Origin of the sequence: Jatrophihabitans sp. GAS493 (genome assembly GCF_900230215.1) — a bacterium.
Lineage (GTDB): Bacteria > Actinomycetota > Actinomycetes > Mycobacteriales > Jatrophihabitantaceae > MT45.
Genome location: NZ_LT907982.1, coordinates 3,436,707 through 3,462,827 on the forward strand (window position 1 = coordinate 3,436,707; position 26,121 = coordinate 3,462,827).

A 26,121-nucleotide genomic window follows, 5' to 3' on the forward strand; every position below is an offset into this window, starting at 1 on the left:
AACCCAATGCGGGAAGGGTTATCGGATCTGCCTACGTCGCCGGCGTGAGGGCGCCGGCGCCGGTGGGCCGAAGGCGGCGCGAGTAGACCTGATCGCAGCCCGCCCGAGGGCAGCGTTTCCCGAGGCGCCGATGGCCACTCCGATCCCCATCGGCAGCGCCCGCCCGATGAGCAGGGCACCCTGCCCGGCGCCGACTCGCGCCATCACGTGCCGCGCTAGCTGGTTGTTCAGCCCACCCAGTCGCTCCTGCGACCCGCGTCGGGAGAGCACTTCGCCCCATCGCGACCTGGTGCCGGTCACCTGCTCGACGATGTCGACGCCGGTCTGGCCGAGGAGGACACCGAGCACCAGGGAGCGCCGGTAGACGGGGTCGTCAGTCGGAATGCCGTGCACGTGGGCAACGGATAGTGAGTAGAGCGCCGTCGCCTCGATGAAGGCGGCGATCTCCACGGTGGCCGAGGTGAGCGTCGTGATCACGCCGGCCCCCGGCAGCGCCGCCGTCCCACCGGCGACGGCACCGATACTGCTGACGAAAGTCAGATAGCGTCGCTCCAACAATGCAAGCAGCTCGCCCTGCGATGCGCCTGGGTGGCGCTGCATCAGCCGGTCGAGATGGGCCACGATCGTCGGGGTCTGCAGGGCAATCGCCCGGTCCAGGGTGGCGTCCAGAGTTCGGGACACGGAGTCTGGGATCGGCACGCTCCGCGCGGCTCTACCGGCCGCCAACCCGACCGCCTTCCCCGCCACCGACATCAGCCAGCTCCCATCCGATTCAACGCTATGAGCCGGCTGATCGCGCGCCGGTACTTCTTACGGTAGCCACCGGCGAGCATCTGCGCGTCGAATAGCTCGGTCAGCGGCACCCCGGAGGTGAGAAGCGGGATCTGCCGGTCATAGAGACGGTCGGCCAGCACGACGAGGCGCAGCGCGACATTCTGGTCGGCCGCGGTGCGCACATCCCACAGGCAGACCGTTGCCACGCCCTCGACGAGCGCACCGTAGCGGGAGGGGTGCAGCGTCGCCAGGTGGTGAGCCAGATCGGTGAAATTGTCCAGGCTCGCCCCGGGAATCTCCGCGGCCCGCCTGGTCAGCTCAGCATCGGAGAGTGGAGGCGGCGGCTCGGGGAGGCCGCGGTGGCGGTAATCCGGGCCGTCGACCCGGATCGGGGTGAAGCGGGCGGCCAGCGCCTGGATCTCGCGCAGGAAGTCATCGGTGGCGAAGCGCTCCTCCCCGAGCCGATCGGGGAGAGTGTTGGACGTCGCGGCCAGGGCCACACCCCGTTCGCTGAGACGAGCCAGCAACGTCGATACGAGCACCGTGTCACCCGGATCGTCCAGCTCGAACTCGTCGATCGCCAGCAACCGCATGCCGCCGAGTGCCTCGACCAGGTCGGCGAACCCGAGCGCCCCGGCTAATTGCGTTAGCTCGACGAAGGTGGCGTAGGCCTTCGGGCCTGGTACCGCGTGCCAGAGCGACGCGAGCAGATGTGTCTTGCCAACCCCGAATCCGCCGTCCAGATAGACCCCGCCCGGGTACTCCGGCCCGGACGCACGGCGAAATCGTCCGGCCTTACGCGGTGGACGGGAGACTTGTAGCGCGAAGGCCCGCAGGTATTCGACCGCGGCCAGCTGCGTCGGCTCTCCCGGATCAGGCCGGTAGGTGTCGAAACTGACGTCGGCGAAGAGCGGCGGTGGGACGAGCGAGTCGAGCAGGTCGGCCCGTGACACGACCGGTAGGCGGTCGATGAGTCGTATGGGCACAGCTAGGCAGCCTATCCGTGCTGGGCGCAGGCCGGGGGTGGACCCGGAAATGGTGAGATGAAGCATGCGCGAACTCCTCGGCCCGAGCGCCGACCCCGACCCCGATAGTGCGCTTGACCTGCACGCCTTCTATGCCACCGACTGGCTCGAGCCCGGCGGACTGCGGGTCAACTTCGTCTCCAGCGTCGACGGCGCCGTCACCGCCGGAGGACTCTCCCGCGGTCTGCAGACGCCCGGAGACAACAAGGTCTTCGCAGTGCTGCGAGACCTCGCCGATGTGGTGGTGGCCGGCGCCGGGACGATCTCGGCCGAGAAGTACGGTCCGGTCAAGCTCTCCCCGGCCCGGGTCACGGCCCGGACGGAGCACGGCCTGCCGCCGCAACTGCCGGTTGCCGTCATCTCCCGCGCTCTGAACCTTGATCCCGCGTCTGAGCTCTTCACGCCGGCCAGTGAGAGACCCCGGGCCATCGTCCTCACCTGTGCCGCCGGCGGCACACCTGAACTGCGCCGGCGGTTGAGCCAGGGCGCGGAGATCATCGACTGCGGCGACTCCGAGGTCGATCTGACGCTGGCCAGAGCTGCGCTGACCGAGCGGGGTCACACCCGAATCCTCTGCGAGGGTGGGCCTCGCCTCTTCGCTGATCTCGCTGCGGCGGGGGTGGTCGACGAACTCTGTCTGAGCCTCTCGCCGCTGCTGGCCGGGCCGGGTTCGGGGCGGATCACCGCCGGCACGGCCTGGCCCGGCTCGGACGGGCTGGCGCTGACCCTGCGCGGGCTGCTCGAGGAGGATGGGGCGCTCTTCCTGCGGTACCGCAGCCAAGTCGTGCCGGCCGGGGCCGGACGAGCGGGCAACCCGCCGCGGGGCCGACTGATGGGAGACTGAGCCGATGAAACTGCCCGTGATGCCACCGGTCGCACCGATGCTGGCCAAGTCGGTGCCGGCGATTCCGGCCGGTGCCTCCTACGAACCGAAGTGGGACGGATTCCGCTCCCTGATCTTCCGCGATGGTGACGACATCGAGTTCGGGAGCCGGAACGAGAAGCCGATGACCCGCTACTTTCCCGAACTCGTGGCCGCCGTCAAAGCCGAACTCCCCCAACGTTGCGTCCTCGATGGCGAAATCGTCATCGCCACCGATGCGGGGTTGGATTTCGAGGCACTTCAGCAGCGCATCCATCCGGCGGCGTCGCGGGTGACGATGCTCGCGGAGAAGACGCCCGCATCGTTCATCGCCTTCGACCTGCTGGCCCTCGGGGACGAGGACTACACCGGGCGCCCGTTCGCGCAGCGGCGGGCAGCGCTGGAGCGGGCTCTGGCCGGCGTGAACGCCCCGATCCACCTCACCCCGACCACGGTCGATGTCGACGTTGCCCAACGCTGGTTCGTCGAGCTTGAGGGCGCCGGGCTGGATGGCGTCATCGCCAAACCACTGGACGGCACCTACCAGCCCGACAAGCGGGTCATGTTCAAGATCAAGCACGTCCGTACGGCGGATTGCGTCCTCGCCGGCTTCCGCTGGCACAAGACGTCCACCGAGGCGAACCCGCTCGTCGGGTCACTGCTACTCGGGCTGTACAACGCCGAACAGCGACTTCAGCATGTCGGTGTGGTGGGCGCGTTCACGGCCGCCCGACGCGCCGAATTGGTCGCCGAACTCGAACCGCTGACCCTGGGAGACGAAGAGGACCACCCGTGGGGCGAGTGGGCCAACGCCGAGGCCCACCGCGGCCAGCGACTGCCGGGGAACGTCAGCCGCTGGAACGCCACGAAGGATCTCTCCTTCGTCCCGCTACGACCGGAGCGAGTGTTGGAGGTGAAGTACGAGCATATGGAGGGCACCCGATTCCGGCATCTGGCCCACTTCGTGCGCTGGCGCGACGACCGCACCCCTGACTCCTGCACCTATGAGCAGCTCGAGCAGCCCATCACCTACAGCCTGGATGACATCGTCTCGGGGCTGGGCTCCTGATCCACCGAACCGGCCGCGACGCGGCGATGGCGACTGTGTCAGTCCCGAGGTCAGCTGGGTAGCCTGCATAGCGTGGTCAATCATTCTCGCGATTTCAGACGCCGCCTCCTCTTCGCTCTGGTCGCGAGCACAGCCGTGGTGGCCCTGCTCAGTGGCTGCGTGACCCAGACCTCTGGGACGCCGCACCAGGCAGCCTCGGCCTCGACGACCAGCCCGAGCTCCGGGACCGCCACCGCGCCGGCGACGACCCCGATCGCCTTCAGCGACTGCAGTAACAGCTTCAATCTCAGCGGTGCGATCCCGGCCGACCGCCTGACCAAGCTCACCGTGGAGTGCGGCAAGCTTCGCGTGCCGCAGAACTATGACCGCCCCAACGGTGCGACCCTGTCGATCAGCGTCATCAAGCTGCACTACACCGAGCAGACCGACCGCATCGGTTCCCTGCTCATGAACCCGGGCGGCCCCGGCGGATCGGGAATCTTCCTGGCCATCTCCGAAGCCGGCTCGATCGACGTGTCGATCCTGCAGCACTTCGACCTGATCGGCTTCGACCCGCGCGGTGTGGGCGTCTCCTCCCCGGTGGCGTGCGTCAGCGATGCGCAGAAAGACGAGCTCAACGGGCAGAATCCCAACGTGCTGACCGCTGCTGGATTCGCGGTCGCCAAGGCCAGCGCGGCCGCGGTCGCGGCTGCCTGCTCGGCCAGGTTTGGGACCGATCTGGCCGACTACAACACGGTCGAGACAGCGCGGGACATGGATCTGATCCGCGCCGGCGTCGGGGACCAGAGCATGAACTACCTCGGGTACTCCTACGGCACCCAGCTCGGGTCGATCTACGCGCATCTCTTCCCGTCCCGCATCCGGGTCGCGGTGCTGGACGGTGCGGTCAATCCCGACACCGACGCGATCACCTCCTTCGCCAACCAGCTGCAGGGATTCGAGTCGGCCTTCGACCAGTTCGCCGCCGACTGCGTCACCAAATCCCCCTGTAAATCGTTGGGCAATCCGCGGCAGGTCGTCTACGACTTGGTGAAGCAGACGAACATCACGCCGCTGCCTTCGGCAAAGTCCGGCGAGACCCGCACCGCCGGAAGCGCGATCGTGCTGACCGGGGTGCTGTCGGCTCTCTACTCCTCAGATAGTTGGCCGACACTCGGCAACGCCCTGATTCAGGCCAAGCAAGGCGACGCGGCCGGCCTCTTCGAACTCGCCGACGAGTACAACGAGCGCAGCGATGACGGCACCTACAGCAACATCTACGAAGCGAACCTCACAATCAGCTGCAATGACGAGGCTCCCGGGCCGACCGACGCGGTCATCCGCTCGACCGCGACCCAGTGGTCCACCCGTTATCCGATGTTCGGGCTCTGGTCGGCGACCGCGCTCTTCGGCTGCCAGGCCTGGCAGCCGATACGCCATCTGCTGCCCGCCCCGAGCGCTGTCGGCTCGAAGCCGATCCTGGTGATCGGAACGCTGCACGACCCGGCCACGCCGTATGCCTCCACGCAGGCATTGGCCACAGCCCTCGGCAGCGGGGTCGTCCTGAGCTGGGACGGCCAGGGACACACCGCCTACGGCCGCGGCAGCGACTGCATCGACTCGAAGGTGAACGCCTACCTGATCGACGGCACCCTCCCCCCGCCGAACACCGTCTGTCCCAAATGAGCGCGGCGGTCAACACTGGTGGTGAGCCGAAGCTGGCTGTCCATCTACCCCGTCACACCCCGCGCGCCGTCGTCCTCGTACTGCACGGCGGTCGGGAGCAGAGCTTCGCCCCAGTGCGGCCCTGGTCGCTGGCCCCCCTGCGGATGCGGCCGTTCGTAGGTTCCCTGCGCCGCGCCGGCGGCGCTGAGGGGCTCGTCGTGGCCTCGCTGAGGTTCGCCCAGCGTGGCTGGAACGGCGATGCGAACTCACCCGTTCCGGATGCCCGCTGGGCGCTTGCGCAGCTTCGCGACCAGTTCGGGGCGGTCCCGTTCGGATTGGTCGGGCACTCCATGGGCGGTCGAACGGCGCTGGCCGCCGCCGACGAACCTCAGGTCCGCTCCGTCGTGGCGCTGGCCCCGTGGATCGAGCGTATCGATCGCATCAAGCCACTCACCGATCGCGATCTGCTCGTGCTCCACGGGGATCGAGACCGCCTCACCAGTCCCGCGGCGTCGAAGACCTTCGTGGAGGCGGCGGCGGGCTTGGCGAGGCTGGCCAGCTACGTCGAGGTAAGCGGCGACAGTCACGCGATGCTGAAAAGGGCCGGCGTCTGGCACGAGCTCAGCACCGGGTTCACGGTGGCCACGCTGCTGGGTCTGGAATTGGGTGAAACCGAACGGCCCGATGTTGCGAATACTATTCAGGCAGCTCGTGCTGGTGAGCGGAACCTCGCAATCTGACTCCGGCTGTCGCGGCGTGACAAACGAGGCGAATGTGAGAGCGCGATGACCGAAATGAATCTCCGTCCAGCAGGCAACGATCTGGCCGCGCGTCAGCCGGAGGTCTGCGGGCCGCTGGACACCGTGGGTACCGAGCTGACCGTGAGTTCCTCTGGGTCACCGGCCGGCGCCCGACTGTTGGCCGATCGAATCGATCCGCAGCTCTGGCCCGATGTCGCCACCGTGCCCCACGCCCGGCTGCGGGCGGCCGTCGCCCGGCGCCTCTTCGTGCACGCGGTGAATCGCCTACCGCTGCGCGTCGTCGAGGCGAGCGGGCGGGCCTACGGGGGCGGCGGTAGCCGCGACCCGCTGATGACCCTGATCCGGCCGGACGCCTTCTTCAGCCGGGTCGGGGCAACCGGAACCATCGGTTTCGGCGAGGCCTTCATGGCCGGTGACTGGAGCGCCGAGGACCCGGCCGAGGTGCTGTCGGCCTTCGCCGCCAACATGGGCAAGCTCATCCCCAGCTCGCTGCAGAAGCTTCGGGGAGCAGTACTTCGCAAGCAACCGATAGCCGACGACAACACGCTGGAGGGCTCGCGCAAGAACATCGAACGTCACTACGACCTCTCCAACGACCTGTTCAAGGAGTTCCTCGATCAGTCGATGACCTACTCCTCAGCGCTGTTCAACGGCGACCCACGCGAATCCGACGACGACCTGCTCACGGCCCAGCACCGCAAGATCGACCGCCTGCTGGATTCGGCCAAGGTCGGCCCGGGCACCCGCGTATTGGAGATCGGGACCGGCTGGGGTGAGCTGGCGCTGCGGGCCGCCGGGCGCGGCGCCCATGTCACCTCCATCACCATCTCCACCGAGCAGGCCGCGCTGGCCCGCGCCCGGATCGCCGAGGCCGGACTGAGTCATCTGGCCGAGGTTCGGCTGCAGGACTACCGGCAGACCTGCGGTGCGTTCGACGCCGTCGTGAGCGTCGAGATGATCGAAGCGGTCGGCGCCAACCATTGGAACGAGTACTTCGGCACGGTCGACCGGCTCCTCGCGCCGGGCGGGCGCTTCGCCCTGCAGGCCATCGTGCAGGTCGACGACCGGATGCGGGCGAGCTCCGAGACGTACACCTGGACCCGCAAATACATCTTTCCGGGCGGGCAGCTGCCCTCCGCGGAGTCCATCGGTGCAACGGTGGCTAAGGTGACCAGCCTACGGGTGACCGACAGATTCGCCTTCGGACAGCACTACGCCGAGACCCTGCGCCGGTGGCGGGAGCAGTTCGAATCGCGGGCTCACGCGGTCACCCATCTCGGCTTCGACGACACGTTCCGGCGTATGTGGTCGCTGTACCTCGCCTACTCCGAAGCGGGTTTCCGCACCGGGTACCTGGACGTCCACCAGATCACGCTGACCAAGCCGCAGCTCGTCTAGTCGCGCCCGAAGCCGCGCCCGCGCGGATAGGGTGGCGGCGTGAGCAATGACCGCACTTCCGCCGAACCGGGGAATACCCGGCCGATCGAGGCCTCGGTGGTTCGTGACTTCAGCGTCAACCTCTCCTACGGCGAATACCTGCACCTGGATGAGTTGCTCGCAGCTCAGCATCTGGTCAGCGAGCCGCCGCACCACGACGAGTTGCTCTTCATCATCCAGCACCAAACCTCGGAACTCTGGCTGAAGTTGATGCTGCACGAACTGCGTTCCGCGCAGCGGCTGCTGGCCGCCGACGACCTGCAACCAGCGCTGAAACGGCTGGCCCGCGTCAAGCACGTGCAGCGCACCCTGACCGAGCAGTGGTCGGTGCTGGCCACCCTGACGCCGTCGGAGTACGCGGAGTTCCGTAGCTTCCTCGGCACCTCATCGGGCTTCCAGTCCTATCAGTACCGGGCCGTCGAGTTCGTCCTGGGGAACAAGAACGCGGCGATGCTGGAGTACTTCGACCATGATCGGGCGGCCCGGGACCTGCTGGCCGAACTGCTGGAATCACCAAGTATTTATGACGAATTCCTTCGGTTCTTGTCCCGCGCCGGCCATCCGGTTCCGGTCGGCATCCTGAACCGCGACGTCACCTTGGCCCACACCTTCACGCCCGACTTGGTGACGATGTTCCTCGGGATCTATGGCGACACCCAGCGGTACTGGGCGGCCTACGAGGCGTGTGAGGAGTTGGTCGACCTGGAGGAGAACTTTCAGCTCTGGCGCTTCCGGCACCTGAAGACCGTGGAACGAGTAATCGGCTTTAAACCGGGCACCGGTGGCTCCAGTGGCGTCGACTTCCTACGACGGGCCCTGGATCTCACGTTCTTCCCGGAGCTCTTCGCCGTACGCACCGAGATCGGGCGCTGAGTCACGCACCTCCGCGCGCCGACCCGGACAGCTCGCTCGGCCGGCTCGCCAGTGGTAGCCGATCAGTCCAGTGGCTGCGGCTGGACCGCCGCCGCAGCCTGTACGGCCGCGGCCTCTCGATCAGCCTTAGTCGCGCGGGCGCGGCTGGGCTTTCCGCCCACGGACCTAAACTGAGAACGATGACCGGGCAACTGATGGCGGGGCAGCCTTCGGTTGGACGTGCGGAATGAAGCGGATCACGGGGTTGGGAGTCTGGAAGGTAGACGGCACGCCGCAGCTGCACCGAACAGCGCCCCGGAGGGCCGGAACACCCGAGGTGTCCCTGCAACACGGCTTGCTCGTCGACAAGCTCACCGGGAGCGTTGCGGGGTCGAGCGGAGGAACTCGAGTCGACGGAGCAGACGAGCTCTATTACTTATCCTTGAAAATAGGGTCTCGCTTTTCGGCGAAGGCTAACGGGCCTTCCTTGGCGTCGTCGCTCGCAAAGGTCTCTATCCCGATGAGCGTCTCGATATCGAAAGCCTGTTGTTCCGGCAGCGCTTCACTGGCACGCATCGCACGCAGGATGTTGCGCACGGCCACCGGACCGTTCCGCACGATCAACCCTGCAAGTTCACGTGCCTTCGCCATCGCTTCGCCGTCCGGCACGAGGTGGCCGATGAGACCATATCGATAGGCCTCCTCCGCCCGCACCTGGCGCCCGGTCATAAGCCAGTCCGCGGCGACGGTGTATGGCACCTGCCGCGGCAACCGGACTGCGGAACCAGCCATCGGGAAAAGGCTCCATTTCGGCTCAGTGAGGCCAAATATCGCGCCCTGCGCGGCAACGCGGATATCAGACGCGATAACAAGCTCAGTTCCGCCGGCAAGCGCGTACCCCTCCACCGCGACGATAAGCGGCTTGTTAAGGCGGTATCCCTTGAGAAACATCTTGAGGTTTCGCGGATCGAAGATACCCGTTGATTCACGCGCCGCCTTCGTGACCTCGTCGGCAGGCTCTCCGCCGGCCAGATACTTTAGGTCAGCGCCAGCGCTGAAGTCACCGCCGGCGCCGGTGAGAATAACGGCGCGCACGGCGTCGTCATCGTTCGCTCGCTGCCAGGCGTCCGCCAAAAGCTGCGACATCTGCGGCGAAATCGCGTTTCTTGCCTCGGGTCGATTCATCGTTACGACGAGGATTCCGCCGTCCTGCTCGACGAGAGCGTGGGGTGTTTGGGTCATCTCAGTATGAATCCTGCTTACTTTCTGGGCGACTGGATAGCAGCGGTCATCTGTGCCACGCATCGTGGCGGAGAAACGGAGATGTGAGCATCTCGTTAACTCGGCGACTGGGAAGGTGCTCTCGGGACAACCGGCGCAGTTGACGTGAACCGCCCAGGCACATCACCACCGCAGCCGGACGAACTCCGTCGAGGTTGACGTCGGAAGCTCCCGGCGGCAAGCGCAAAACGCGACGGCGTCGAGGTCGCCTAAGGCGCGCGAAGGACGTGCGTCCATGTTGGAACTTGATCAGCGAAGTAGTCATTTGCGCTGCTCGGCAATCGATACGAAGCGCCGCCAGTGGATCGAGATCATGAGCTGGGCCATGACGACATCTCGAGTTGTGACGGCTAGCCTGGCGCTCCGAGGAGCCGAGTTCACCGGACACGACGCCTTCTGATGGCCTGGCCGCAACACGGCGCCTCTTACCGTCACGACGCGCTTGACTTGTCGACGATTCGACTGGTGAACAGTTCACGCGCCCATGCGTAGTCTGCCTTCGCCGCCGGAGATCGCCGGATCTCATCCACCACGACAAGATCGCGGGGTACCTTGTAGCCGGCCAGCTGCCTTCGGAGGTACTCCTGGAGGCCGTCCAGAGTCAACGTGGCGCCCGGCCGCAAACTCACTACGGCGGCGACGACGTTGCCGTATCTGACGTCACGAACCCCGACAACAAGGGCATCGAAGACTGCCGGGAGCTCTTTCAGCGCCGTTTCCACCTCGTCGGGGAAGACCTTCTCGCCGCCGGTGTTGATCGCCAACGAACCGCGGCCGAGAAGCAGGAAGGTGCCGTCCGCATTGCGGATTCCCTTGTCGCCGGGAAGCACCCAGCGCTTGCCGCTGGCGTCGACCCGAAAGGTCTCCGCGGACTTCACCGGGTCGTTCCAATACCGATTCGCCGTCGGACCGCAGACGCCGACGAAGCCTTCTTCCCCCACGGCCGACTGGGTAAGGTCGTCCCGCAGGATGTCGACGCGTTCGGTGATCGGAAGCTTGGGAATGGCGGAGTCGTCAGGTGAGGTGGTCGTGGTCGTGCAGGCGGCACCGATCTCCGAGCCGCCGAAGCTGTCGATGATGGTCACGTGCGGGAGGTGCTTGCGCAGTTCCGCCCGGGTTGAGGGCGAGAGCACGGCGCCGCCGGTGCCGATAGCATTCAGTTTGGACAAGGTCCACCGCTCGGGGTTGCGCTCCAGCGCGTCCGCTAACGGCTTGGCCATAGCGTCACCGACGAGGGCGATGACGTTGACCCTGAGCACCTCGGCGGCGTCGAGGAGCTTCTCGGGGTCGTACTTCCGCCCGGTCCAGACCGTGGCCGTTCCGGCGAGTACCCACGCCCGCAACATGGCCCACTGTCCGTTGCCGTGCATAAGCGGTGCGACCGCCATCACTGCGGGGACCTCTTCGGTGAGCTGTTGGGCGATCGTGGTCGGATCCGTCGCACCGATGCCGCCGGTGGCCCATCCGTAGGCGATGGCGCCCTCGACGAGATCCGGCTGCGTCCAGATGACGCCCTTGGGCATCCCTGTCGTGCCGCCCGTGTAGAGCATGTACTCGTCGACGCTGTCACGCGGCGGGAAATCGCGCTCGGAGCTGGCCTCGGACATCAGGACGTCCAGGCTCGTGTCGGTCGGAGCATCCTGGTCGAGATAAAGAACACGAGCGCCCGTTCCGGCCTGTCCGAGGGCTTGCGTCAACGCCGCTTCGAACTCGGCCTCGGCGATCACAACAGAAGATTCGCTGTCCCTGAGTACGTATGCGATCTCCGGAGCCGTGTAGCGATAGTTGACGTTCACGAACAGCGCGCCCAGCTTGAAGCAACCCACCATGATGGCGAGCCACTCGGCACGGTTGTGCGCGAGGACGGCAACTCGGTCACCGGCCCCGACGCCGAGATCCTGCAGAACGTGCGCAAGCCGATTACCGCGGTCTTCAAGTACACCGTAGGTGTACTTGGTGACCGCGATCCCGTCCGAGGCCGCAACCGCGACGCGGTCAGGGGCGAGGTCGGCGACCGCGTCGGTGATCGACGCAAAGTTGAAAGTATTCACTCGCTGCTACCCCCCGCGTGTTCTCACATCGGTTCCGAATGGAACGCGACCATGGCGAAGTACTGCGAGCCGCCACCATATGCGTGCCCGATCGACGTGCGTGCACCGTCGATCTGGTGGTCGCCCGCGCAACCGCGCACCTGATTCGCCGCCTCGATCACGCGGATCATGCCGGAGGCTCCGATCGGATTCGAGGACAGGACGCCGCCGGACGGGTTCAAGGGGAAGTCCCCGCTCATTTCCGTCGCATTCTCCTCGACCATGCGCCACCCGTCTCCGATTGGCGCGATGCCGAACGCCTCCAGCCAAATCGGCTCGAACCAGCTGAAAGGTACATAGAGCTCCGCAACATCGATCTGTGTGCGCGGATCAGTAATGCCCGCCTGCCGGTAGACGTCCCTCGCGCAGTCGACAGCGGCCTGCGGACGCACCGGGTCCCGGCCAGGGAACGAGCCAAGTTCGGTGCGTACCGAGGTGCCCGCAACCCACGCCACCGGCTTGGTCGCCCGCAGGCCACCGGCCTCGTCTGTGATTACGGCCGCTGCGGCACCATCGGACGAGGGACACGACTCGAGGAAGCGGATCGGCTCCCAGAGCATCGGGGAGTCGCGCACCTGTTCTTCCGTGATTTCGGCGAGCTTGAGATGTGCGTAGGGGTTCTTCAGCGCGTTAAGGCGGTCCTTCACGGCAACCTTCCAGCCGATATGCTCCGGCGCTCCCGTCTCCTCGATGAAGGAGCGCACCCACGGCGCGAAGTAGCCGCCGGCACCGGTGCCGCGACTTCGCCCGGCAGACAGGCCCCACTGCGCGTTCCCCTCGGACTGCTTCTCCCACGAGACGGTCAACACCCGCTTGAAGACACCCGAACTCACCAGGTGCGACGCAGCGATGAAGGCCGAGCACCCCACGGAGCCCGCGGTGTGTACTCGCAGCAGCGGCTTGCCGTTGGCGCCGAGCGCATCGGCGAGGAAGAGCTCTGGCTGCACGACGCCCTCGAACGCATCCGGAGCCTTGCCGATGACTACGGCGTCGATATCACCCCATGCCGTCTCGGCATCGTCGAGGGCCCGCTGCGCTGCCTCGCGAACGAGACCGGGCATCGAGAGATCGTGCCTGGCCCTTTTATGGTGGGTCTGCCCGGTGCCCACGACTGCAACCCGCTCAGCCATCAGCGCGCCTCCAACATCGCAACAAGGTTCTGCTGCAACGCCTGTCCGCCGGCGGCGTGCGCGATGGCTCGGCGCGCCGAGCCGTCCCGGATGCGGGCAGCGGCCTCGATGAATCGAATCAGTCCGGTGGCCATCACCGGGTTCGTGATGAGCGGCCCCCCCGAGGAATTCACGCTCGCCGAATCAGGAATGCCGAGCGCAGCGCGAAGGATAAGCTCCTGGGCAGTCGAGGTCGCGCAGAGCTCGGCGACGTCGAGGGGACCGCCGTCGTAGCCGGCCTTGCGAGCAGCGAGGGTCGACGACACCGAGGTTGCAAGGTCGCGGAAACCGGGTAGATGCGCCTCGACGCGATGGTCGATCCCGCTGATCCACACCGGGTTCGGGCTGAGCTGACGAGCCCGCTCACCGCGCGCAAGGACCACCGCCGCAGCACCGTCGCTGAACGGGGCCAAGTCGTGGTGACGCAGCGGCGCGCGCAGATAGTCGGCTGCGAGGGCCGTATCGACGTCCGCCGCACGACCGGCGCGCACTGCTACCTCCGCAAGGTCGCGCTCGGTGGCGCGCCCCGACTCCAGAAGGGCCCGCGCCTGCAACCCTGCAAGTGAGTACGCATCCAATCCGAGGGGCGCCGAGAAGTACGGGTCACCTTGGATTGTCCAGACCTCCTCGGGTCGGCTCGACGACGACTTTCCGGACCCCATGACCAACGCGGTATCGATGTCACCGTGCAGCAACCGGATCCAGGCTTCGTAGAGTGCCCACGCACCATCCATCTCGACGTGCGACTCGCATATGGGCGGCCACGCACCCGCGGCTTCGAGGTTGAACACAAAGGCGAACGGTCCACCAGTGAGGTAATCGCAGCTACCCGCGCACACGAATCCGACCTCGTCGCGGTCCAATCCTGCCATCGCCAACGCGTCACGAACGACGGGGAAGAGCAACTGCGTCTCGCTCCTCGTAGTCTGCGCGACGGCCGTGTGCGCGTAACCCACGATCGCAATATCGTTCGTACTCATGCGAGATACCCTCGGTAGACCGACTCGTCGGCATCGGGCTCACCTGTCGGTGTGAAGCACTCGATGACTCCGTGAATCAGACCCCACCCGCGGCTGGTGATACCCGCTGTCGTTCGCTCCTCCACCGGTCTCCAGATCGCCTTCACTCGCATGCCCGCGCGCAGCTCCGCGTGCGGCACGCCCGAGATGTCCTGACCCGACTCAAGTCCCACGAGGACGCTGTCCGCACCGTCGAGACGCACAGAGGCATAGACGAAGGGCTCGGTCGCCGACTGCCCCGGGTACTGGACCGGATGGATGATGCTGAAGCCGGTTATGACGCCGCGGTCGGAGACTTCAACCTCGTTGTCGCTGGTCGTACCGATGAGGCAGAGTACGCAGAATCCCTTGCCAGGAACATAGACGCGTGAGCAGGACGGACACTTGTGGCCCACAATGCGCCCCTGCAGTAGCGCCGCAGCGTAACGCTGTAGCTCCTCGGTCAGTTCCTCCTCGTAGTGAAGAGTGATCGGCGTGGGTAGCAGATGCACTCGTGAGTCCCTCGCTGGCTTCGCCTCAGTCACGCCGGCACCCAGTACGCGATGTCATCGATCCGTCCGATTCGCTGGTCTTTCCACTGCGGCGACACCCGCATGCCTGTGCTCATCCGCTCCGGGGAACCAACGTCGACGAGATGCACAATTGTGGTGGTCGCCCCCTCGGGGCGTAGCTGCGCGAACGCGAATGGCCGCTCAAGCAGGTGCACGCTCTGCGGCTGCGCCACCCAGGTCCACGACTCGACGGTGGCGGTAGGGCCGACCTCCACCAATTCGCCGCTCAAGGGCTCTCCATCGACCGGATCCCACTCGGTTGGTGGGACTAGGACCCGACCGTCGTCCGTTCGCGCGCCGAGCAGTCGCATCTCCATCAGCGCATCCGCGAAGGCGCCGACCACAGGCCCGAGGGACCGCACATATGGGAACTCAAGACGTTCCGAGACGCGAATCTGCTCGACCGCCGCCTCCGAGGTGACGATGCCAGTCATCCGACAACTCGCTCGCCGGCCCAGAACTGGGCACGCAATGTCTTTTTGTCAGGTTTACCAAGGGCGGTGACAGGTATCGATTGGACCTCGATTATTCTTTTCGGCGCCTGTACCGGACCCTTCGAGTCGCGGACGGCGTGGGTCATCCGCTCGGCGGTGGCATCGTCGAGGACAAAGCCATCGCGGAGGATCACCAGCGCCGTGACGGCTTCGCCCCACTTATCATCTGGTGTACCGATCACCGCGACCCGAGCGACCGCTGGATCGGCTGCGATGATGTCTTCGACCTCACGTGGATACACATTGAAGCCACCAGTGACAATCATGTCCTTCGTGCGGTCGACGATGTGCCAGAAGCCATCATCGTCCTCGCGTGCAATGTCTCCGGTGTGCAACCACCCGCTCTCCCGAAATGTCTCCGCCGTGACCTCGGGGCGGTTGTGGTACCCAGCGGCAAGCAGTCCGCCAGCAACGCAGATCTCCCCAGGCTCACCCACTGGCACAGTTCCCCCGTCCGATCCGAGGAGCGCCGACATCACGAAGGGCGACGGGCGCCCGCAGGAGGTGAGGCGAGACGCCGGGCCGAGGTGGTCCGCGCGAGAGAAATAGGTGACCACCATCGGCGCCTCGGATTGACCGTAGACCTGCGCGAAGATAGGACCGAAGCGTTCAAGCCCCTCCGCTAGGCGAGACGGATTCATCGGGGACGCGCCGTAGTAGACCGTCTCGAGGGAGGTGAGATCCCTCGTGTGCGAGTCCGGGTGGTCCAGAATTGCATAAATCATCGATGGAACCAGGAATGTCACGTTGATGCGTTCTTGCTCGATTGCCCGCAACACCGCGGAGGGGTCGAACGTCGGCAGGACGATCGAGGTGCCACCGGTCAGCAGCATAGGGAGAAAGAACGAGGCGCCAGCGTGTGAAAGCGGCGTGCAAAATAGGAACCGCCCCTGCGCGGGCCACTCCCATTCGGCCAGCTGAATCTTCGTCATCTCGGTAATGACGCGGGCGTTGACGACGACCCCTTTCGGGGTGCCAGTGGTGCCGCCTGTATATCCGTAGGAGAGCACCTGGTCCTCGCCGTAAGGCGTGATCTCGATCGGAGCCGGGGGGTACCCGTCGGCGAGGGCGTTGAGATCGGTGCCGAGCGATGCCGGGCCAATCGTCAGCACCTGCAGCTTCGGGATCCGGGCAACAAGCGCCTGCGCGTGCTCGGCGAAACTCGGGTCGATAATGACAGTGGTGGCGCCGCAATCGGTGAGGACGAAGACGTGGTCGTCCAAAGAAGCCAACGGATGCAGCGCAACGCGACATACGCCACGCACCCATCCGACGCCCATCACATAAAGGACCTCCGGTACGTTCTTCGCTAAAATCGCGATGGTGGAGAACGGTCCAACACCCGCCGCTTCGAGGGCCTGCACGTACTGCGAAGTGCGTCTCAGCATGTCTGCCCCGGTGACGGTCCCACCACCGGCCTGCATTACGTTATCGCTCTTGTAGCGCTTGAGTGCTGCGATGAGAATGTGGCCGACGTGTGCGGGATATGCAGCCTGAGCCATGGCCGGATGCTACCTACACGGATCCCGGATAGTCAACCAACTGGTTGGTGATATCGACCGTGCCCACCCCTAGCCCAGATCTTTCGTGGGTCTGTCTGAACCGTCGACTTCCAATTCGACTCCACCACCGACGGCCGGCCGATCAAGATCGTCTCCATCATCGACGAGCACACCCGCGAATGCCTCGGTGGGCTCGTGGAACGGTCCATCACCGCCGATGCGTTAGCCGACGAACTGGACCGCGTCGCCGCCGAACGTGGGTACCCATCGTGCTGCGCAGCGACAACGGCCCCGAGTTCGCCTGCACCGTGATGACCGACTGGGCCGGTGAACGGATCGGGCTGTCGTTCATCCCACCCGGCGAACCCTGGCGCAACGGCTATGTCGAGTCATTCAACTCCCGGGTCCGCGATGAATGCCTGAACATCAACGTCTTCTGGTCGCTGCCCCACGCCCGCGTCGTGATCAGCGATCGGAAGGGGGAATACAACGAAAATCGGCGGCACTCGGCTCTGGGCTACCAAGCCCCGGCCCGGTACGCTGCCATCTGCACCCACCGAAACTGACTCTCACAAACCGTGGATCAATTCACGGGGTCCGGCCACGTGGTCTTGATCGTCACGACGGCGAAGCCGTTACGCGACCCGGCCCGCGCCTCGGGAGCGTCGGACTTGCGCTGGTAGCGGGCCCGGCCAAGGAACACCTCAACCTCGGCCTCGACCGCGGTCTGGATGATCAACCTGGCACCGAGACGGGCGACATCCTCGATGATCTCGGCCAGCTCACGCTGACCATCGAACAGGGCATCGATCTCGCCCCGGATACGGTCGGTGGGAGATACTCGTGCAGACACGGGCGTAGTCCTTCCTTCACTGAGTTGGTAGCTCTTGAAGGAACCTACGTCCGTTGTCATTCACACCAGGGCTGGGACGCGACCCTACCTGTACGCGCGTGAAGACCTTCTCTGGACGCTGACCGCACCCAGACGCGGCAAAGTCGGCATCCGCTACGAAGTGGCACGAGAAGCCCGCCAGACGGGATCTACCGGCTAAGCCACACCATTTCGTTGTAGCCCAGATTCGCAGCGCAACATTCCTCTGCGCGTGAGCTACGGATCGGCAGTGCTCGACGTTTTGTCAGCACATGGATCGACTCGGACATATTGGACTTGTGTCGGATATCGATGGCCGCGCAGAACGCCGCCGGCGACTTCGGAAGCTGTCCGCAGCTGGACCTATCGGCGACCTTTTGAGATCAGTCGAGCTGCTGCGGCTCGACCCCGTCAACCGTCGCTGCCGCATCGGCCCAGTTCGCCTTGTTCATCCGCGACGGCTGTACTCGCGGCGGCTCCCCCTCTTGCTTGGGGAAGTTCGGCGGGTAGGGTGCGTCGCCCAATCCACGGTCACGCTCGTCGCGGTCCGCCCAGTCGAGCAGTGGGGCGATAGAGAACGCGGCGTCATCCATTGCCGCGTGCAAGTCGCCCAGTTTCGCGAACCGGGTCGGCATGGTGGCTATCGTGAAGTCACGCATCTCCACATCGGGGAGTTCCTCCCAGGTCAGCGGAGCCGACACCGGTGCCCACGGGAAGCCGCGGACACTATAACCACAAGCGATGGTGCGATCTCGGGCATTCTGGTTGTAGTCGAGGAAGATCTGGGTGCCGCGCTCCTCCTTCCACCAGGCGGTGGTGATCAGCTTCGGCGCGCGCCGCTCGACCTCGCGGGCGAAGGCCAGCGCGGCCCGACGCACCTCACGGAAGCCGTAGTCCGGCTCGATCCGGACGTAGATGTGGAGTCCGCGCGAACCGGAGGTCTTCGGGAAGCCGATCATGCCCAGCTCGGCCAGCACCTCGCGGACGATCTCGGCGACGATCTTCGCCTCCTCCAACCCGGTGCCCGGCTGCGGATCCAGGTCGATGCGGAGTTCGTCCGGGTGCTCGGTGTCCGCGGCGCGGGAATGCCACGGATGGAACTCGACCGTCGACATCTGCACCGCCCAGATAACACTGGCCAATTCGGTGACCCGCAGCTCATCGGCCGTGCGCCCGGAGGGGAATGCGACCTCGACGGTCTGGACCCAGTCCGGCGCTCCCTTGGGAAGCCGCTTCTGGTAGATCTTCTCGCCGCCGACGCCTTCGGGGTAGCGATGCAGCATGCATGGCCGGTCGCGCAGCGCACGGACAATGCCGTCGCCCACCGAGAGGTAGTAGTTGGCCAGATCGAGCTTCGTCTCACCACGCGTCGGGAAGTAGACCCGCTGCGGATTGCTGATTCGCACGCTGCGCTGCCCCACCTGCAGTTCGATCGCCGCGGGCTTGGTTGCCATGCTCCAGACGCTACCGGCTCGTCCGCCGCGGCGGCAGCGGCACGTTCATCGGCTGGCTCGTCGTCCCTACCTCTTTGTCCGTTCGGGCCGCCGTCCATGGCACCCTGGAGTCATGTCCTCCGACTTGGATTCCTACGACGGACCGGACGACGACTGGGAGGCGGACGAGGAGTTCGCGCGCCGCCACCCCTACGTCGACGGTGGCTGGGGCCGCACGGCCAATCCAAACACCGTCGAGGGCGAACTGCAGAACATGCAGGCGTTCGGCAACGGTCTCACCCGGCTCGAAGACGGCCAGCGCCGCTTCGCGGTGATCGTGGTGTGGCTTATCCTCATCGGGTTCGCCATCTCCCTCGGCTACGGCGTCGTCGCCATCTTCCGCCTCTGGTGATCGGCTACCTCCCGGGGAGAGAGCCGGGTTGACTGCGGCCGCCAGCCCGCTTGGTCAGGGCAGCGAGGCGACGAGCTCGCTGATGTCGCGACGGGTGCCGGTGTAGAAGGGCACCTCTTCACGCACATGGCGTCGAGTCTCAGATCCACGCAGGTGCCGCATCAGATCGACGATCCGGTGCAGCTCATCGGCCTCGAAGGCCAGCATCCATTCGTAGTCGCCGAGCGCGAAGGAGGCGACGGTGTTGGCCCGGACATCCGGGTAGTCGCGGGCCATCTTGCCGTGCTCGGCGAGCAGCGAGCGACGCTCGCCGTCATCCAACAGGTACCACTCATAGGAACGCACGAACGGGTAGACGCAGACATACCGTCGCGCCTGTTCATCGGCCAGGAAGGCCGGGATGTGGCTGCGGTTGAACTCCGCCGGGCGGTGCAGCGCCATGTTCGACCAGACCGGACGTAGGTGGCGCCCCAGCTCGGTGCGGCGGAACCGGCTGTACGCCTCCTGCAGTGCCTCGGCGCTAGAGGCATGCCACCAGACCATCAGGTCGGCGTCGGCCCGCAATGCACTGACATCGTAGGTTCCGCGAATGATTACGTCCTTACTCGCCAACTGCTCGAAGAGTTCGGACACCTCCGCACTGAGCGCGCTGCGATCGGCCTCACCGATCGGCTGCTCGCATCGGAAGACCGACCAGGCGGTGTACCGAATGACGTCGTTGAGTTCACGTGCCTTCTTGCCATCGACCATGTCGTCATTCTCCCCGATCGATCGATTCAAGTCCCAGCTGGGCTACGGCTCGATGGGCCGACGCGATGCAGGCCGGGATCCCGACCCCCTCATACGTCGCGCCACAGGCGGCGAGCCCTGCGACATCGGCCAGCGCGCCCCGAATACGCTCGATGCGCTCGGGATGCCCCACCGCGTACTGCGGTAGTCCCCCGGCCCACCGGGTGACCAGCGCGTCGACCGGTGCCGCCGTCAATCCGGTCAGCCGGGCCAGGTCACTGCGGACCAACCGGGTGAGTTCGGCATCGTCGCGCTGAAGGACCACCGTCTCCCCGGCCCGGCCGAGTGAAGCGCGGAGCACCACCAGATCGGGTGGCGTTCCGGGCCACTTCTGCGACGTGAACGTGGTCGCCTTCACCGAGAACCCTTCGCCGGGGGCGATCAGTAGCCCACTCCCGGCTGGAAGGCCGGCACCGGATCGCAGCGCCTCGGCGCGGTAGGCCAGGGTAACGATGGCCACGCTGGACGTCTCGATGGCCGCCAGCTCACGCGCGGCCACTGGCGCCACTTCGCGCAGCAGGGCCGCGGCCTTGCCGGCCGGGGTCGCGACGATCACCTTGTCGGCCATAATTCGCTCCGGCGAGATCGTCGCACCACACTGCAGTTCGAAGCCGTCCGGACCCAGTCGTCGGAGACCGCGGACCGTGACACCGGTACGCACGGTGAAGGCGCGGCTGGCCGCCAGCGACTGCGGTAGCCGTCCGAGACCTCCCGGCAGCGAGACGAATACCGGTCCGTCGCCGGCGGCGGCGCGCCCGGTGGCGACCGTGGCTGCGGCGGCGGAGACGAGTGATCCGCCATCGCGCTGCAGCCGGGCGTAGAGAGCTGGCATCGCCGCCGCCACGGAGATCCCATCGGCCTTTCCGGCGTACACCCCGCCGAGGAGCGGTTCGACCAGCCGCTCGACGACCTCATCGTCGAGCCGCTGCCGGACAAGGGTGCCTACCGCGAGGTCGCGGGCCAGGGGCGGCATCGGGTCCTGGTCTGTCTCTTCGGCGATTCGTCGCAGGCTCGCGTCGCTGAACAGGCCGCTCGCCCGGGCCGAGTCGACCCCGGTCGGGATACCGAGCAGGGTGCCGGCCGGGATCCCGTGCGTCTGCCCACCAGCCCGAATACCGGCACTGAGCGTCTGCGGAGTGATCAGCTCTTCGGCGAGCCCGAGCTCGCCGACCAAGCCGACACCGAGGGGGTTACGAGCCAGCAGCGACTCGGCTCCGAGATCGACCCGGACTCCGGCCACCTCGCCGGAGCGGAGCTTCCCGCCGACCTCCCGGCTTGACTCGAGGACGACAATCTCAGCCTCCGGCTGGACCTGGCGGACCCGCCACGCGGCGGCCAGGCCAGAGATGCCACCACCGATGATGACGACCCTCATGCTGTGCCTTGCCGGGCGTTGGCCTTCACAGCGTTGGCCTTCACAGCGGTGGCCGTCACAGGGTCAGCGACTTCACCAGGTCGACGACCGCTGTGATGACCCCTGGATCGGTATCGGGCAGCACCCCGTGGCCGAGATTGAAGATGTGCCCGTCGGCCGCCCGACCCTCGGCGACGATCCGCCGGACGGCTGCTTCGATCACTGGCCAGTCCGCGAAGAGCAGCGCCGGATCGAGGTTGCCCTGCACGACTGCGCCCGGACCCAACCGGCGGACCGCCTCGTCCAGCGGAATACGCCAGTCGACGCCCACCACGTCGGCCCCGACCGCGCGCATCTGGCGGAGGATCTCGTTGGTTCCGACGCCGAAATGGATGCGCGGGACGCCCGCATCGACGACCCGAGCCAGAACCGCGGCGCTGTGCGGAGCTACGAACTCCTCGTAGTCAGCCGCGCTCAGCGCACCGGCCCAGGAGTCGAAGAGCTGCACTGCACTGGCCCCGGCCTCGATCTGGACCGCCAGGAACTCACCGGCTATCACCGCGAGCCGAGACAGCAAGGCGTGCCACAGTTCCGGCTGACTGTGCATCAGCGATTTGGTGCGGGCGTGGTCGCGGGAGGGGCCGCCTTCGATGAGGTAACTGGCCAGTGTGAAGGGAGCTCCGGCGAATCCGATCAGGGGCACGTCGCCGAGTTCGGCGGTGAGTGATTGGACGGCCTGGGTCACGTACGGCACATCGTCGCCGGCGATCGGGCGGAGCGCCTCCAGATCAGACAAGGTACGGATCGGTTTGGCCACGACTGGTCCCACACCGGGCACGATGTCGACGTCGATTCCGATGGCCACCAACGGCACGACGATGTCGGAGAAGAAGATCGCGGCGTCGACCCGGTGCCGGCGCACCGGCTGAAGCGTAATCTCAGTAATCAGTTCTGGGTTCTGGCAGGCTTCAAGCATCGTGGAGCCCAGGCGAAGCGCGCGATATTCGGGCAACGAGCGGCCTGCCTGGCGCATGAACCACACAGGTGGGCGGGATACGGCATGGCCTTGAGCGGCACGCAGGAGCAGGGATTCCGAAACAGTACTCATCGTCATTCATGGTCGCATGCCGCCCAAAGCTTGCACGTTCGGTGGCACGGCGTGACTCAGCCAGCAGGGGCGGCGCGCCTGCATGACTTTGTCAGTACCCCATGCCAGGATCTGCGTGTGACGAAGGAGGCACCGATGTACGGCATGACACCTGTTCGGATTGACTGCCCGACGTGCGCGGAATCGACGGTTGCCGACTTGATCGACGTGGATCTCAGCGTATTGGACGGCACGGGAGCCTGTATCGAGTGCGGAACCGCTTTCGTCATCGACCCCAGTCTCTACCAGTCACAGGCCCGGCGTGGGCAACATGGTCCGGCTACCCGAGTGGCCGCGTGAGCGCCGGTAACGGCACCGTGACTGCCGCTCCCACTCCCCTCGCCGCCGCATCCGACCCCGCTGAGCAGAACGACCGTGCCAAGGCGCTTACCCCAGCACCCTTCGCCGAGGCGGTGGCCAGCCTGGGCGCAGCCGTCGTTCGCCCCGAGGTCCAGATCGAGTCGATGCGGGCACCGACCCGTCTCGCCCCGTGGGCCCATGCCGTCGGCGCCGACGTGCGTGGCTCCGATGGTGAGGAGCTCGCTACCGGACGTCTGGTACTGCTCTACGACCCCGACGGCGCCGAGGCTTGGGACGGCGAATTCAGGTTGGTCGCCTTCGCCTCGGCCGAAATGGACCCGGCCATCGGCGCTGATCCGCTGCTGCCGCAGGTCGGCTGGAGCTGGCTCATCGAAGCGCTGCAGAGCCGCGGTGCGGACTTCCTTGCTGCCGGCGGCACCGTAACCCAGACGACCTCCACCCGTTTCGGGGATCTACACGGTCCACGCACCACAGTCGCGCTGGAGCTACGCGGCTCGTGGACCGCGAGAACGTCGGAACTCAGGCCTCACCTGCTGGCCTTCGTCGATCTACTGAGCGCCGCGGCGGGCATTCCGCCTGAAGGCGTCTCGGTACTCGCCGCTCGTTAAGGATGACTGACGGAGAGTCACAGCCCGAGGCTCCTAATGAAGACCGGCCGGAGCCGGTCCTGCTCGCGACCCCGGTCGACGGCGTCGGCGAGACCGTCACCACACCGGCCGGCCTGGCCGAGGTGGTCGCCCGGTTCGCCGCTGGCGAGGGTCCGGTCGCGGTGGATGCCGAGCGGGCGTCGGGCTACCGGTACAGCCAGCGGGCATACCTCGTCCAACTACGCCGCCACGGCGCCGGCACGGCACTCATCGACCCGATCGAGCTGCCCGACCTGAGCTCGCTCAACGATGTCATCGGCTCGGTCGAATGGGTCCTTCATGCCGCCAACCAGGATCTTCCGTGTCTGGCCGAGATAGGGCTCGTCCCGTCGTCTCTCTTCGACACTGAGCTCGCCGGCCGACTGCTGGGCGATGACCGGGTCGCGCTGGGCACGATGGTCGACAAGCACCTGGGTATGCGGTTGGAGAAGGGCCATTCGGCCGCGGATTGGAGTGTGCGCCCGCTGCCGAGAGACTGGCTGGTCTATGCCGCGCTCGATGTCGAACTCCTGGTCGAGTTGCGCGACGTGCTGGCCGCCCAGCTCACCGAGGCCGGGAAGCTCGAATGGGCCCGTCAGGAGTTCGAGGCGGTTCGCAGCGCCCCGGTACCGCCGCCCCGGGACGAACGATGGCGGCGCACCTCAGGTATTCATGCCGTCCGTTCCCGCCGCGCCCTGGCTGCGGTCCGCGCGCTCTGGCTGGCTCGCGACGAGTTCGCACGGGAGCGGGATATTGCACCCGGCCGGGTACTACCCGACTCGGCGATCATTGCCGCCGTTCGAGCCAACGCGTCCACGGTGGAGGGCCTCGCCGAGCTTTCGGTCTTCAGCGGCCCCCGGCAACGCCGCAACCTGAGCCGGTGGGCCGGCGCACTCACTGCGGCGCGGGCGCTGACCAACGAGGAACTCCCGACGATGGCTGCGGTGTCGGATGCGGTGCCACCTACGTCGCGGTGGCGCGACCGTGAACCCGACGCCGCCGACCGGTTAGCCCGCTGCCGAGAGGTGGTCGCCGATCTGGCGGCCGAGTATGACGTTCTTGCCCAGAACCTGCTCGCCTCCGACGTCCTACGCCGGCTCGCCTGGCAGCCACCGCTGCCGCCGGCGGCCGAAATCGATTCGGGCGAGTCGGCGCAGATCTCCGAGACCGCGATCGTCACCGCGCTCTCGGGCCTGGGCGCCCGCCCGTGGCAGATCGAGCTCTGCGCGGCCGGACTGGCCACTGCGCTCACCGCCGCCTACAACGAGGTACATACCGCGACCGCGACCGCGGCGGAGGCCGAACCGAGCACCGCCGAGCCGACTCGCGAAGGCTAGCCGACCAGCTTTCCGTCGAGCGGATTCGCCGGCTGCCCCGGCTGGCCCGTGGCGGTGGAGAGCCCCGTCTCGGCATCGACCACCTCGATCACCGCGACGGCCCCGTTTTCCGATGCCGCGAGCTGCACATCGCCCTGGCCTGCGGGGTTCGCGACCAGCGGCAGCTCGATCCGGATCGCCAACCCACCGAACGGCGGCGCGGCCGCCTGCAACCGGCCACGATGCGCCTCGACGATGAGCCGCACGATAGAGAGGCCGAGGCCGGAGCCCCGGGTGGCGGTGCGCGTCTTGCCGGCACCACGACGGAACGCCTCGAAGAGAGAGACGACGTCGGCGGTAGCGATGACCGGGCCGCCGTTGGCCACGTGCAGCCACGCTCGGTCGTCGGATTCGCCGCAACTGACGCGAATCCAGCCGTCGGCGACGTTGTGCCGAGTCGCGTTCTCGACCAGGTTCCCGACCAGACGCTCCAGCAACCGCGGGTCGCCGAGGGTCCAGGCCCGGCCACACTCCATCTCGATGGTGATGTTGCGTTCTCGGGTCTCCGGTGCCACCGCGGCGAGCGCGGTCGGAAGGAACTCGGCGATATTCACCGGGTCCCGAACCTCAAGTTCGCCGCGGGCGCCGGCCTGCAGTCGAGCCAGCGTCAGCAGCGAATCGACCAGCCGATGGGCGCGGTCGGTCGCGGCGATCGCCACCTCCCCCATCCGACGCATGTCCTCGACGCTGGCGTCGGGATCGGAGAGCGTGACATCCAGTTCGGTCCGGATGACGGTGAGCGGGGTCCGCAGCTCGTGACTGGCGTTGGCCACGAAGAGCCGCTGCGAGTCGAACGCGGCATTCAGCCGCCCCAGCATGGCGTCGAAGGTGTCCGCCAGCTCCCGCAGCTCATCGTCCGGGCCGCCGAGATCGATGCGCTGATCCAGCGTGTCGGTGGAGAGCTGGCGCGCGGTCTGGGTGAGCTTGGCGATCGGGCGCAGCGCCTGCTTGGCCAGCAGGTACCCACCGGCGGCCCCGATCAGGATGATGAGGCCGAAGTAGATCAAGCCGGAGTGCAGAATGGTGCTGCGCACCGACGTCCGGGCCTGAGCACCGAGGACAGCGGGATCGAATGTGCGCGAGACCCCGCTTCCGTCGGTGAGCGTGATGCTCGTGCTGTCGGCGTTGAAGAGCGGCAGCGAGGCCACCGAACGATCGAGCAGCACGAGGGCGGTGAAGATCAGCGCCACCCCGACCAGGACGACCAGGCCGCCGTAGAGCAGCGCCATCCGAAAGCGCAGCGTGGGGCGGAACAGTCTCAC

General features: G+C 66.5%; 24 protein-coding genes and 1 pseudogene. 10 read left to right on the plus strand and 15 right to left on the minus strand.

Annotated features, from left to right (window positions below):
* Window positions 1-18: 18 nt before the first annotated feature.
* Window positions 19-753 carry a hypothetical protein gene (locus CPH63_RS15970; protein ID WP_096303832.1) on the minus strand — a complete coding sequence of 245 codons (735 nt, stop codon included), beginning with the start codon at window positions 751-753 and terminating at the stop codon, window positions 19-21.
* Window positions 753-1,826 (minus strand): cell division protein ZapE, encoded by a 1,074-nt coding sequence (gene zapE, locus CPH63_RS15975; protein ID WP_096303833.1) that lies wholly within the window; start codon window positions 1,824-1,826, stop codon window positions 753-755. The genes CPH63_RS15970 and zapE overlap by 1 nt, the downstream gene beginning before the upstream one ends.
* Between zapE and CPH63_RS15980 the strand changes: the two genes are divergently transcribed.
* The 6 genes from CPH63_RS15980 (at window position 1,825) to CPH63_RS16005 (ending at window position 8,445) form a co-directional block, all read left to right on the plus strand.
* A complete protein-coding gene (locus CPH63_RS15980) occupies window positions 1,825-2,643 on the plus strand; it encodes a pyrimidine reductase family protein (protein ID WP_096303834.1) in 819 nt (272 codons plus the stop codon). The two genes, zapE and CPH63_RS15980, sit on opposite strands and share 2 nt — an antisense overlap.
* A gap of 4 nt (window positions 2,644-2,647) precedes the next feature.
* Window positions 2,648-3,730 (plus strand): ATP-dependent DNA ligase, encoded by a 1,083-nt coding sequence (locus CPH63_RS15985; protein WP_096303835.1) that lies wholly within the window; start codon window positions 2,648-2,650, stop codon window positions 3,728-3,730.
* Between the two features lie 72 nt (window positions 3,731-3,802).
* Window positions 3,803-5,395 (plus strand): alpha/beta hydrolase, encoded by a 1,593-nt coding sequence (locus tag CPH63_RS15990; protein WP_157749596.1) that lies wholly within the window; start codon window positions 3,803-3,805, stop codon window positions 5,393-5,395.
* Entirely contained in the window at window positions 5,392-6,114 is a 723-nt protein-coding gene (locus tag CPH63_RS15995; RefSeq protein ID WP_096303837.1) for an alpha/beta hydrolase, read from the plus strand. Before CPH63_RS15990 ends, CPH63_RS15995 begins: the two co-directional genes overlap by 4 nt.
* A 135-nt stretch (window positions 6,115-6,249) precedes the next feature.
* Window positions 6,250-7,533, plus strand: a complete 1,284-nt coding sequence (locus CPH63_RS16000; protein ID WP_371364994.1) for a class I SAM-dependent methyltransferase — start codon at window positions 6,250-6,252, stop codon at window positions 7,531-7,533.
* 39 nt (window positions 7,534-7,572) lie between these two features.
* Window positions 7,573-8,445, plus strand: a complete 873-nt coding sequence (locus tag CPH63_RS16005) for a tryptophan 2,3-dioxygenase (RefSeq protein WP_096303838.1) — start codon at window positions 7,573-7,575, stop codon at window positions 8,443-8,445.
* A 411-nt stretch (window positions 8,446-8,856) separates the two neighbouring features.
* On the opposite strand, the gene CPH63_RS16010 is transcribed toward CPH63_RS16005, so the two are convergent.
* The 7 genes from CPH63_RS16010 to CPH63_RS16040 all read right to left on the minus strand — a co-directional run bounded on the left by CPH63_RS16010 (window position 8,857) and on the right by CPH63_RS16040 (window position 16,530).
* Complete coding sequence (locus CPH63_RS16010; RefSeq protein ID WP_096303839.1) at window positions 8,857-9,666, minus strand: crotonase/enoyl-CoA hydratase family protein; 810 nt, start codon at window positions 9,664-9,666, stop codon at window positions 8,857-8,859.
* A gap of 470 nt (window positions 9,667-10,136) precedes the next feature.
* The gene (locus CPH63_RS16015) at window positions 10,137-11,756 is read right to left on the minus strand and encodes an AMP-binding protein (protein ID WP_096303840.1); all 1,620 of its coding nucleotides are present in this window, start codon (window positions 11,754-11,756) and stop codon (window positions 10,137-10,139) included.
* A 23-nt stretch (window positions 11,757-11,779) separates the two neighbouring features.
* Complete coding sequence (locus tag CPH63_RS16020) at window positions 11,780-12,925, minus strand: thiolase domain-containing protein (RefSeq protein ID WP_096303841.1); 1,146 nt, start codon at window positions 12,923-12,925, stop codon at window positions 11,780-11,782.
* Complete coding sequence (locus tag CPH63_RS16025) at window positions 12,925-13,944, minus strand: lipid-transfer protein (protein ID WP_096303842.1); 1,020 nt, start codon at window positions 13,942-13,944, stop codon at window positions 12,925-12,927. The genes CPH63_RS16020 and CPH63_RS16025 overlap by 1 nt, the downstream gene beginning before the upstream one ends.
* Entirely contained in the window at window positions 13,941-14,474 is a 534-nt protein-coding gene (locus tag CPH63_RS16030) for a Zn-ribbon domain-containing OB-fold protein (protein WP_157749597.1), read from the minus strand. Before CPH63_RS16030 ends, CPH63_RS16025 begins: the two co-directional genes overlap by 4 nt.
* A gap of 29 nt (window positions 14,475-14,503) precedes the next feature.
* Window positions 14,504-14,968: a Zn-ribbon domain-containing OB-fold protein gene (locus CPH63_RS16035; RefSeq protein ID WP_096303844.1), complete on the minus strand. Its 465-nt coding sequence runs from the start codon at window positions 14,966-14,968 to the stop codon at window positions 14,504-14,506.
* The gene (locus tag CPH63_RS16040) at window positions 14,965-16,530 is read right to left on the minus strand and encodes an AMP-binding protein (RefSeq protein WP_096303845.1); all 1,566 of its coding nucleotides are present in this window, start codon (window positions 16,528-16,530) and stop codon (window positions 14,965-14,967) included. The genes CPH63_RS16035 and CPH63_RS16040 overlap by 4 nt, the downstream gene beginning before the upstream one ends.
* A 102-nt stretch (window positions 16,531-16,632) precedes the next feature.
* Between CPH63_RS16040 and CPH63_RS16045 the strand changes: the two are divergent.
* Window positions 16,633-17,096 (plus strand): annotated as a pseudogene (locus CPH63_RS16045) (integrase core domain-containing protein); the annotation flags it as partial.
* Window positions 17,097-17,113: 17 nt separating this feature from the next.
* Here CPH63_RS16045 and CPH63_RS16050 read toward each other — a convergent pair.
* Together CPH63_RS16050 and ligD are read right to left on the minus strand one after the other, a co-directional pair.
* On the minus strand, window positions 17,114-17,383 hold the full coding sequence (locus CPH63_RS16050) for a hypothetical protein (protein ID WP_096303846.1): 270 nt from the start codon (window positions 17,381-17,383) through the stop codon (window positions 17,114-17,116).
* 401 nt (window positions 17,384-17,784) lie between these two features.
* Window positions 17,785-18,855, minus strand: a complete 1,071-nt coding sequence (gene ligD / locus CPH63_RS16055; protein WP_096303847.1) for a non-homologous end-joining DNA ligase — start codon at window positions 18,853-18,855, stop codon at window positions 17,785-17,787.
* 112 nt (window positions 18,856-18,967) lie between these two features.
* Between ligD and CPH63_RS16060 the strand changes: the two genes are divergently transcribed.
* The gene (locus CPH63_RS16060) at window positions 18,968-19,246 is read left to right on the plus strand and encodes a hypothetical protein (protein WP_096303848.1); all 279 of its coding nucleotides are present in this window, start codon (window positions 18,968-18,970) and stop codon (window positions 19,244-19,246) included.
* 54 nt (window positions 19,247-19,300) lie between these two features.
* On the opposite strand, the gene hemQ is transcribed toward CPH63_RS16060, so the two are convergent.
* From hemQ to hemE, 3 genes are read right to left on the minus strand one after another with little or no spacing between them, the layout of a single operon-like run.
* On the minus strand, window positions 19,301-19,996 hold the full coding sequence (gene hemQ / locus CPH63_RS16065) for a hydrogen peroxide-dependent heme synthase (protein ID WP_096303849.1): 696 nt from the start codon (window positions 19,994-19,996) through the stop codon (window positions 19,301-19,303).
* Between the two features lie 4 nt (window positions 19,997-20,000).
* Entirely contained in the window at window positions 20,001-21,410 is a 1,410-nt protein-coding gene (gene hemG / locus CPH63_RS16070) for a protoporphyrinogen oxidase (RefSeq protein ID WP_096303850.1), read from the minus strand.
* 55 nt (window positions 21,411-21,465) lie between these two features.
* Window positions 21,466-22,497, minus strand: coding sequence for a uroporphyrinogen decarboxylase (gene hemE / locus CPH63_RS16075; protein WP_197704390.1), 1,032 nt, complete (start codon window positions 22,495-22,497; stop codon window positions 21,466-21,468).
* Window positions 22,498-22,832: 335 nt separating this feature from the next.
* Between hemE and CPH63_RS16080 the strand changes: the two genes are divergently transcribed.
* Together CPH63_RS16080 and CPH63_RS16085 are read left to right on the plus strand one after the other, a co-directional pair.
* The gene (locus CPH63_RS16080; protein WP_241895694.1) at window positions 22,833-23,465 is read left to right on the plus strand and encodes a DUF3000 domain-containing protein; all 633 of its coding nucleotides are present in this window, start codon (window positions 22,833-22,835) and stop codon (window positions 23,463-23,465) included.
* Between the two features lie 2 nt (window positions 23,466-23,467).
* The gene (locus CPH63_RS16085; RefSeq protein ID WP_096303852.1) at window positions 23,468-24,820 is read left to right on the plus strand and encodes a ribonuclease D; all 1,353 of its coding nucleotides are present in this window, start codon (window positions 23,468-23,470) and stop codon (window positions 24,818-24,820) included.
* On the opposite strand, the gene CPH63_RS16090 is transcribed toward CPH63_RS16085, so the two are convergent.
* Window positions 24,817-26,121 carry a cell wall metabolism sensor histidine kinase WalK gene (locus CPH63_RS16090; RefSeq protein WP_157749598.1) on the minus strand — a complete coding sequence of 435 codons (1,305 nt, stop codon included), beginning with the start codon at window positions 26,119-26,121 and terminating at the stop codon, window positions 24,817-24,819. The two genes, CPH63_RS16085 and CPH63_RS16090, sit on opposite strands and share 4 nt — an antisense overlap.

Excerpts from the sequence above, each read along its gene's own strand:
- CPH63_RS15970 (WP_096303832.1), bottom strand. The coding sequence starts at position 753 with ATGTCGGTGGCGGGGAAGGCGGTCGGGTTGGCGGCCGGTAGAGCCGCG.
- ligD (WP_096303847.1), bottom strand. The coding sequence starts at position 18,855 with ATGGCAACCAAGCCCGCGGCGATCGAACTGCAGGTGGGGCAGCGCAGC.
- CPH63_RS15995 (WP_096303837.1), top strand. The coding sequence starts at position 5,392 with ATGAGCGCGGCGGTCAACACTGGTGGTGAGCCGAAGCTGGCTGTCCAT.
- CPH63_RS15980 (WP_096303834.1), top strand. The coding sequence starts at position 1,825 with ATGCGCGAACTCCTCGGCCCGAGCGCCGACCCCGACCCCGATAGTGCG.
- CPH63_RS16020 (WP_096303841.1), bottom strand. The coding sequence starts at position 12,925 with ATGGCTGAGCGGGTTGCAGTCGTGGGCACCGGGCAGACCCACCATAAA.
- CPH63_RS16025 (WP_096303842.1), bottom strand. The coding sequence starts at position 13,944 with ATGAGTACGAACGATATTGCGATCGTGGGTTACGCGCACACGGCCGTC.
- zapE (WP_096303833.1), bottom strand. The coding sequence starts at position 1,826 with ATGCTTCATCTCACCATTTCCGGGTCCACCCCCGGCCTGCGCCCAGCA.
- CPH63_RS15985 (WP_096303835.1), top strand. The coding sequence starts at position 2,648 with ATGAAACTGCCCGTGATGCCACCGGTCGCACCGATGCTGGCCAAGTCG.
- CPH63_RS16035 (WP_096303844.1), bottom strand. The coding sequence starts at position 14,968 with ATGACTGGCATCGTCACCTCGGAGGCGGCGGTCGAGCAGATTCGCGTC.
- hemQ (WP_096303849.1), bottom strand. The coding sequence starts at position 19,996 with ATGGTCGATGGCAAGAAGGCACGTGAACTCAACGACGTCATTCGGTAC.
- hemE (WP_197704390.1), bottom strand. The coding sequence starts at position 22,497 with ATGAGTACTGTTTCGGAATCCCTGCTCCTGCGTGCCGCTCAAGGCCAT.
- CPH63_RS16010 (WP_096303839.1), bottom strand. The coding sequence starts at position 9,666 with ATGACCCAAACACCCCACGCTCTCGTCGAGCAGGACGGCGGAATCCTC.
- CPH63_RS16060 (WP_096303848.1), top strand. The coding sequence starts at position 18,968 with ATGTCCTCCGACTTGGATTCCTACGACGGACCGGACGACGACTGGGAG.
- CPH63_RS16040 (WP_096303845.1), bottom strand. The coding sequence starts at position 16,530 with ATGGCTCAGGCTGCATATCCCGCACACGTCGGCCACATTCTCATCGCA.
- hemG (WP_096303850.1), bottom strand. The coding sequence starts at position 21,410 with ATGAGGGTCGTCATCATCGGTGGTGGCATCTCTGGCCTGGCCGCCGCG.
- CPH63_RS16085 (WP_096303852.1), top strand. The coding sequence starts at position 23,468 with ATGACTGACGGAGAGTCACAGCCCGAGGCTCCTAATGAAGACCGGCCG.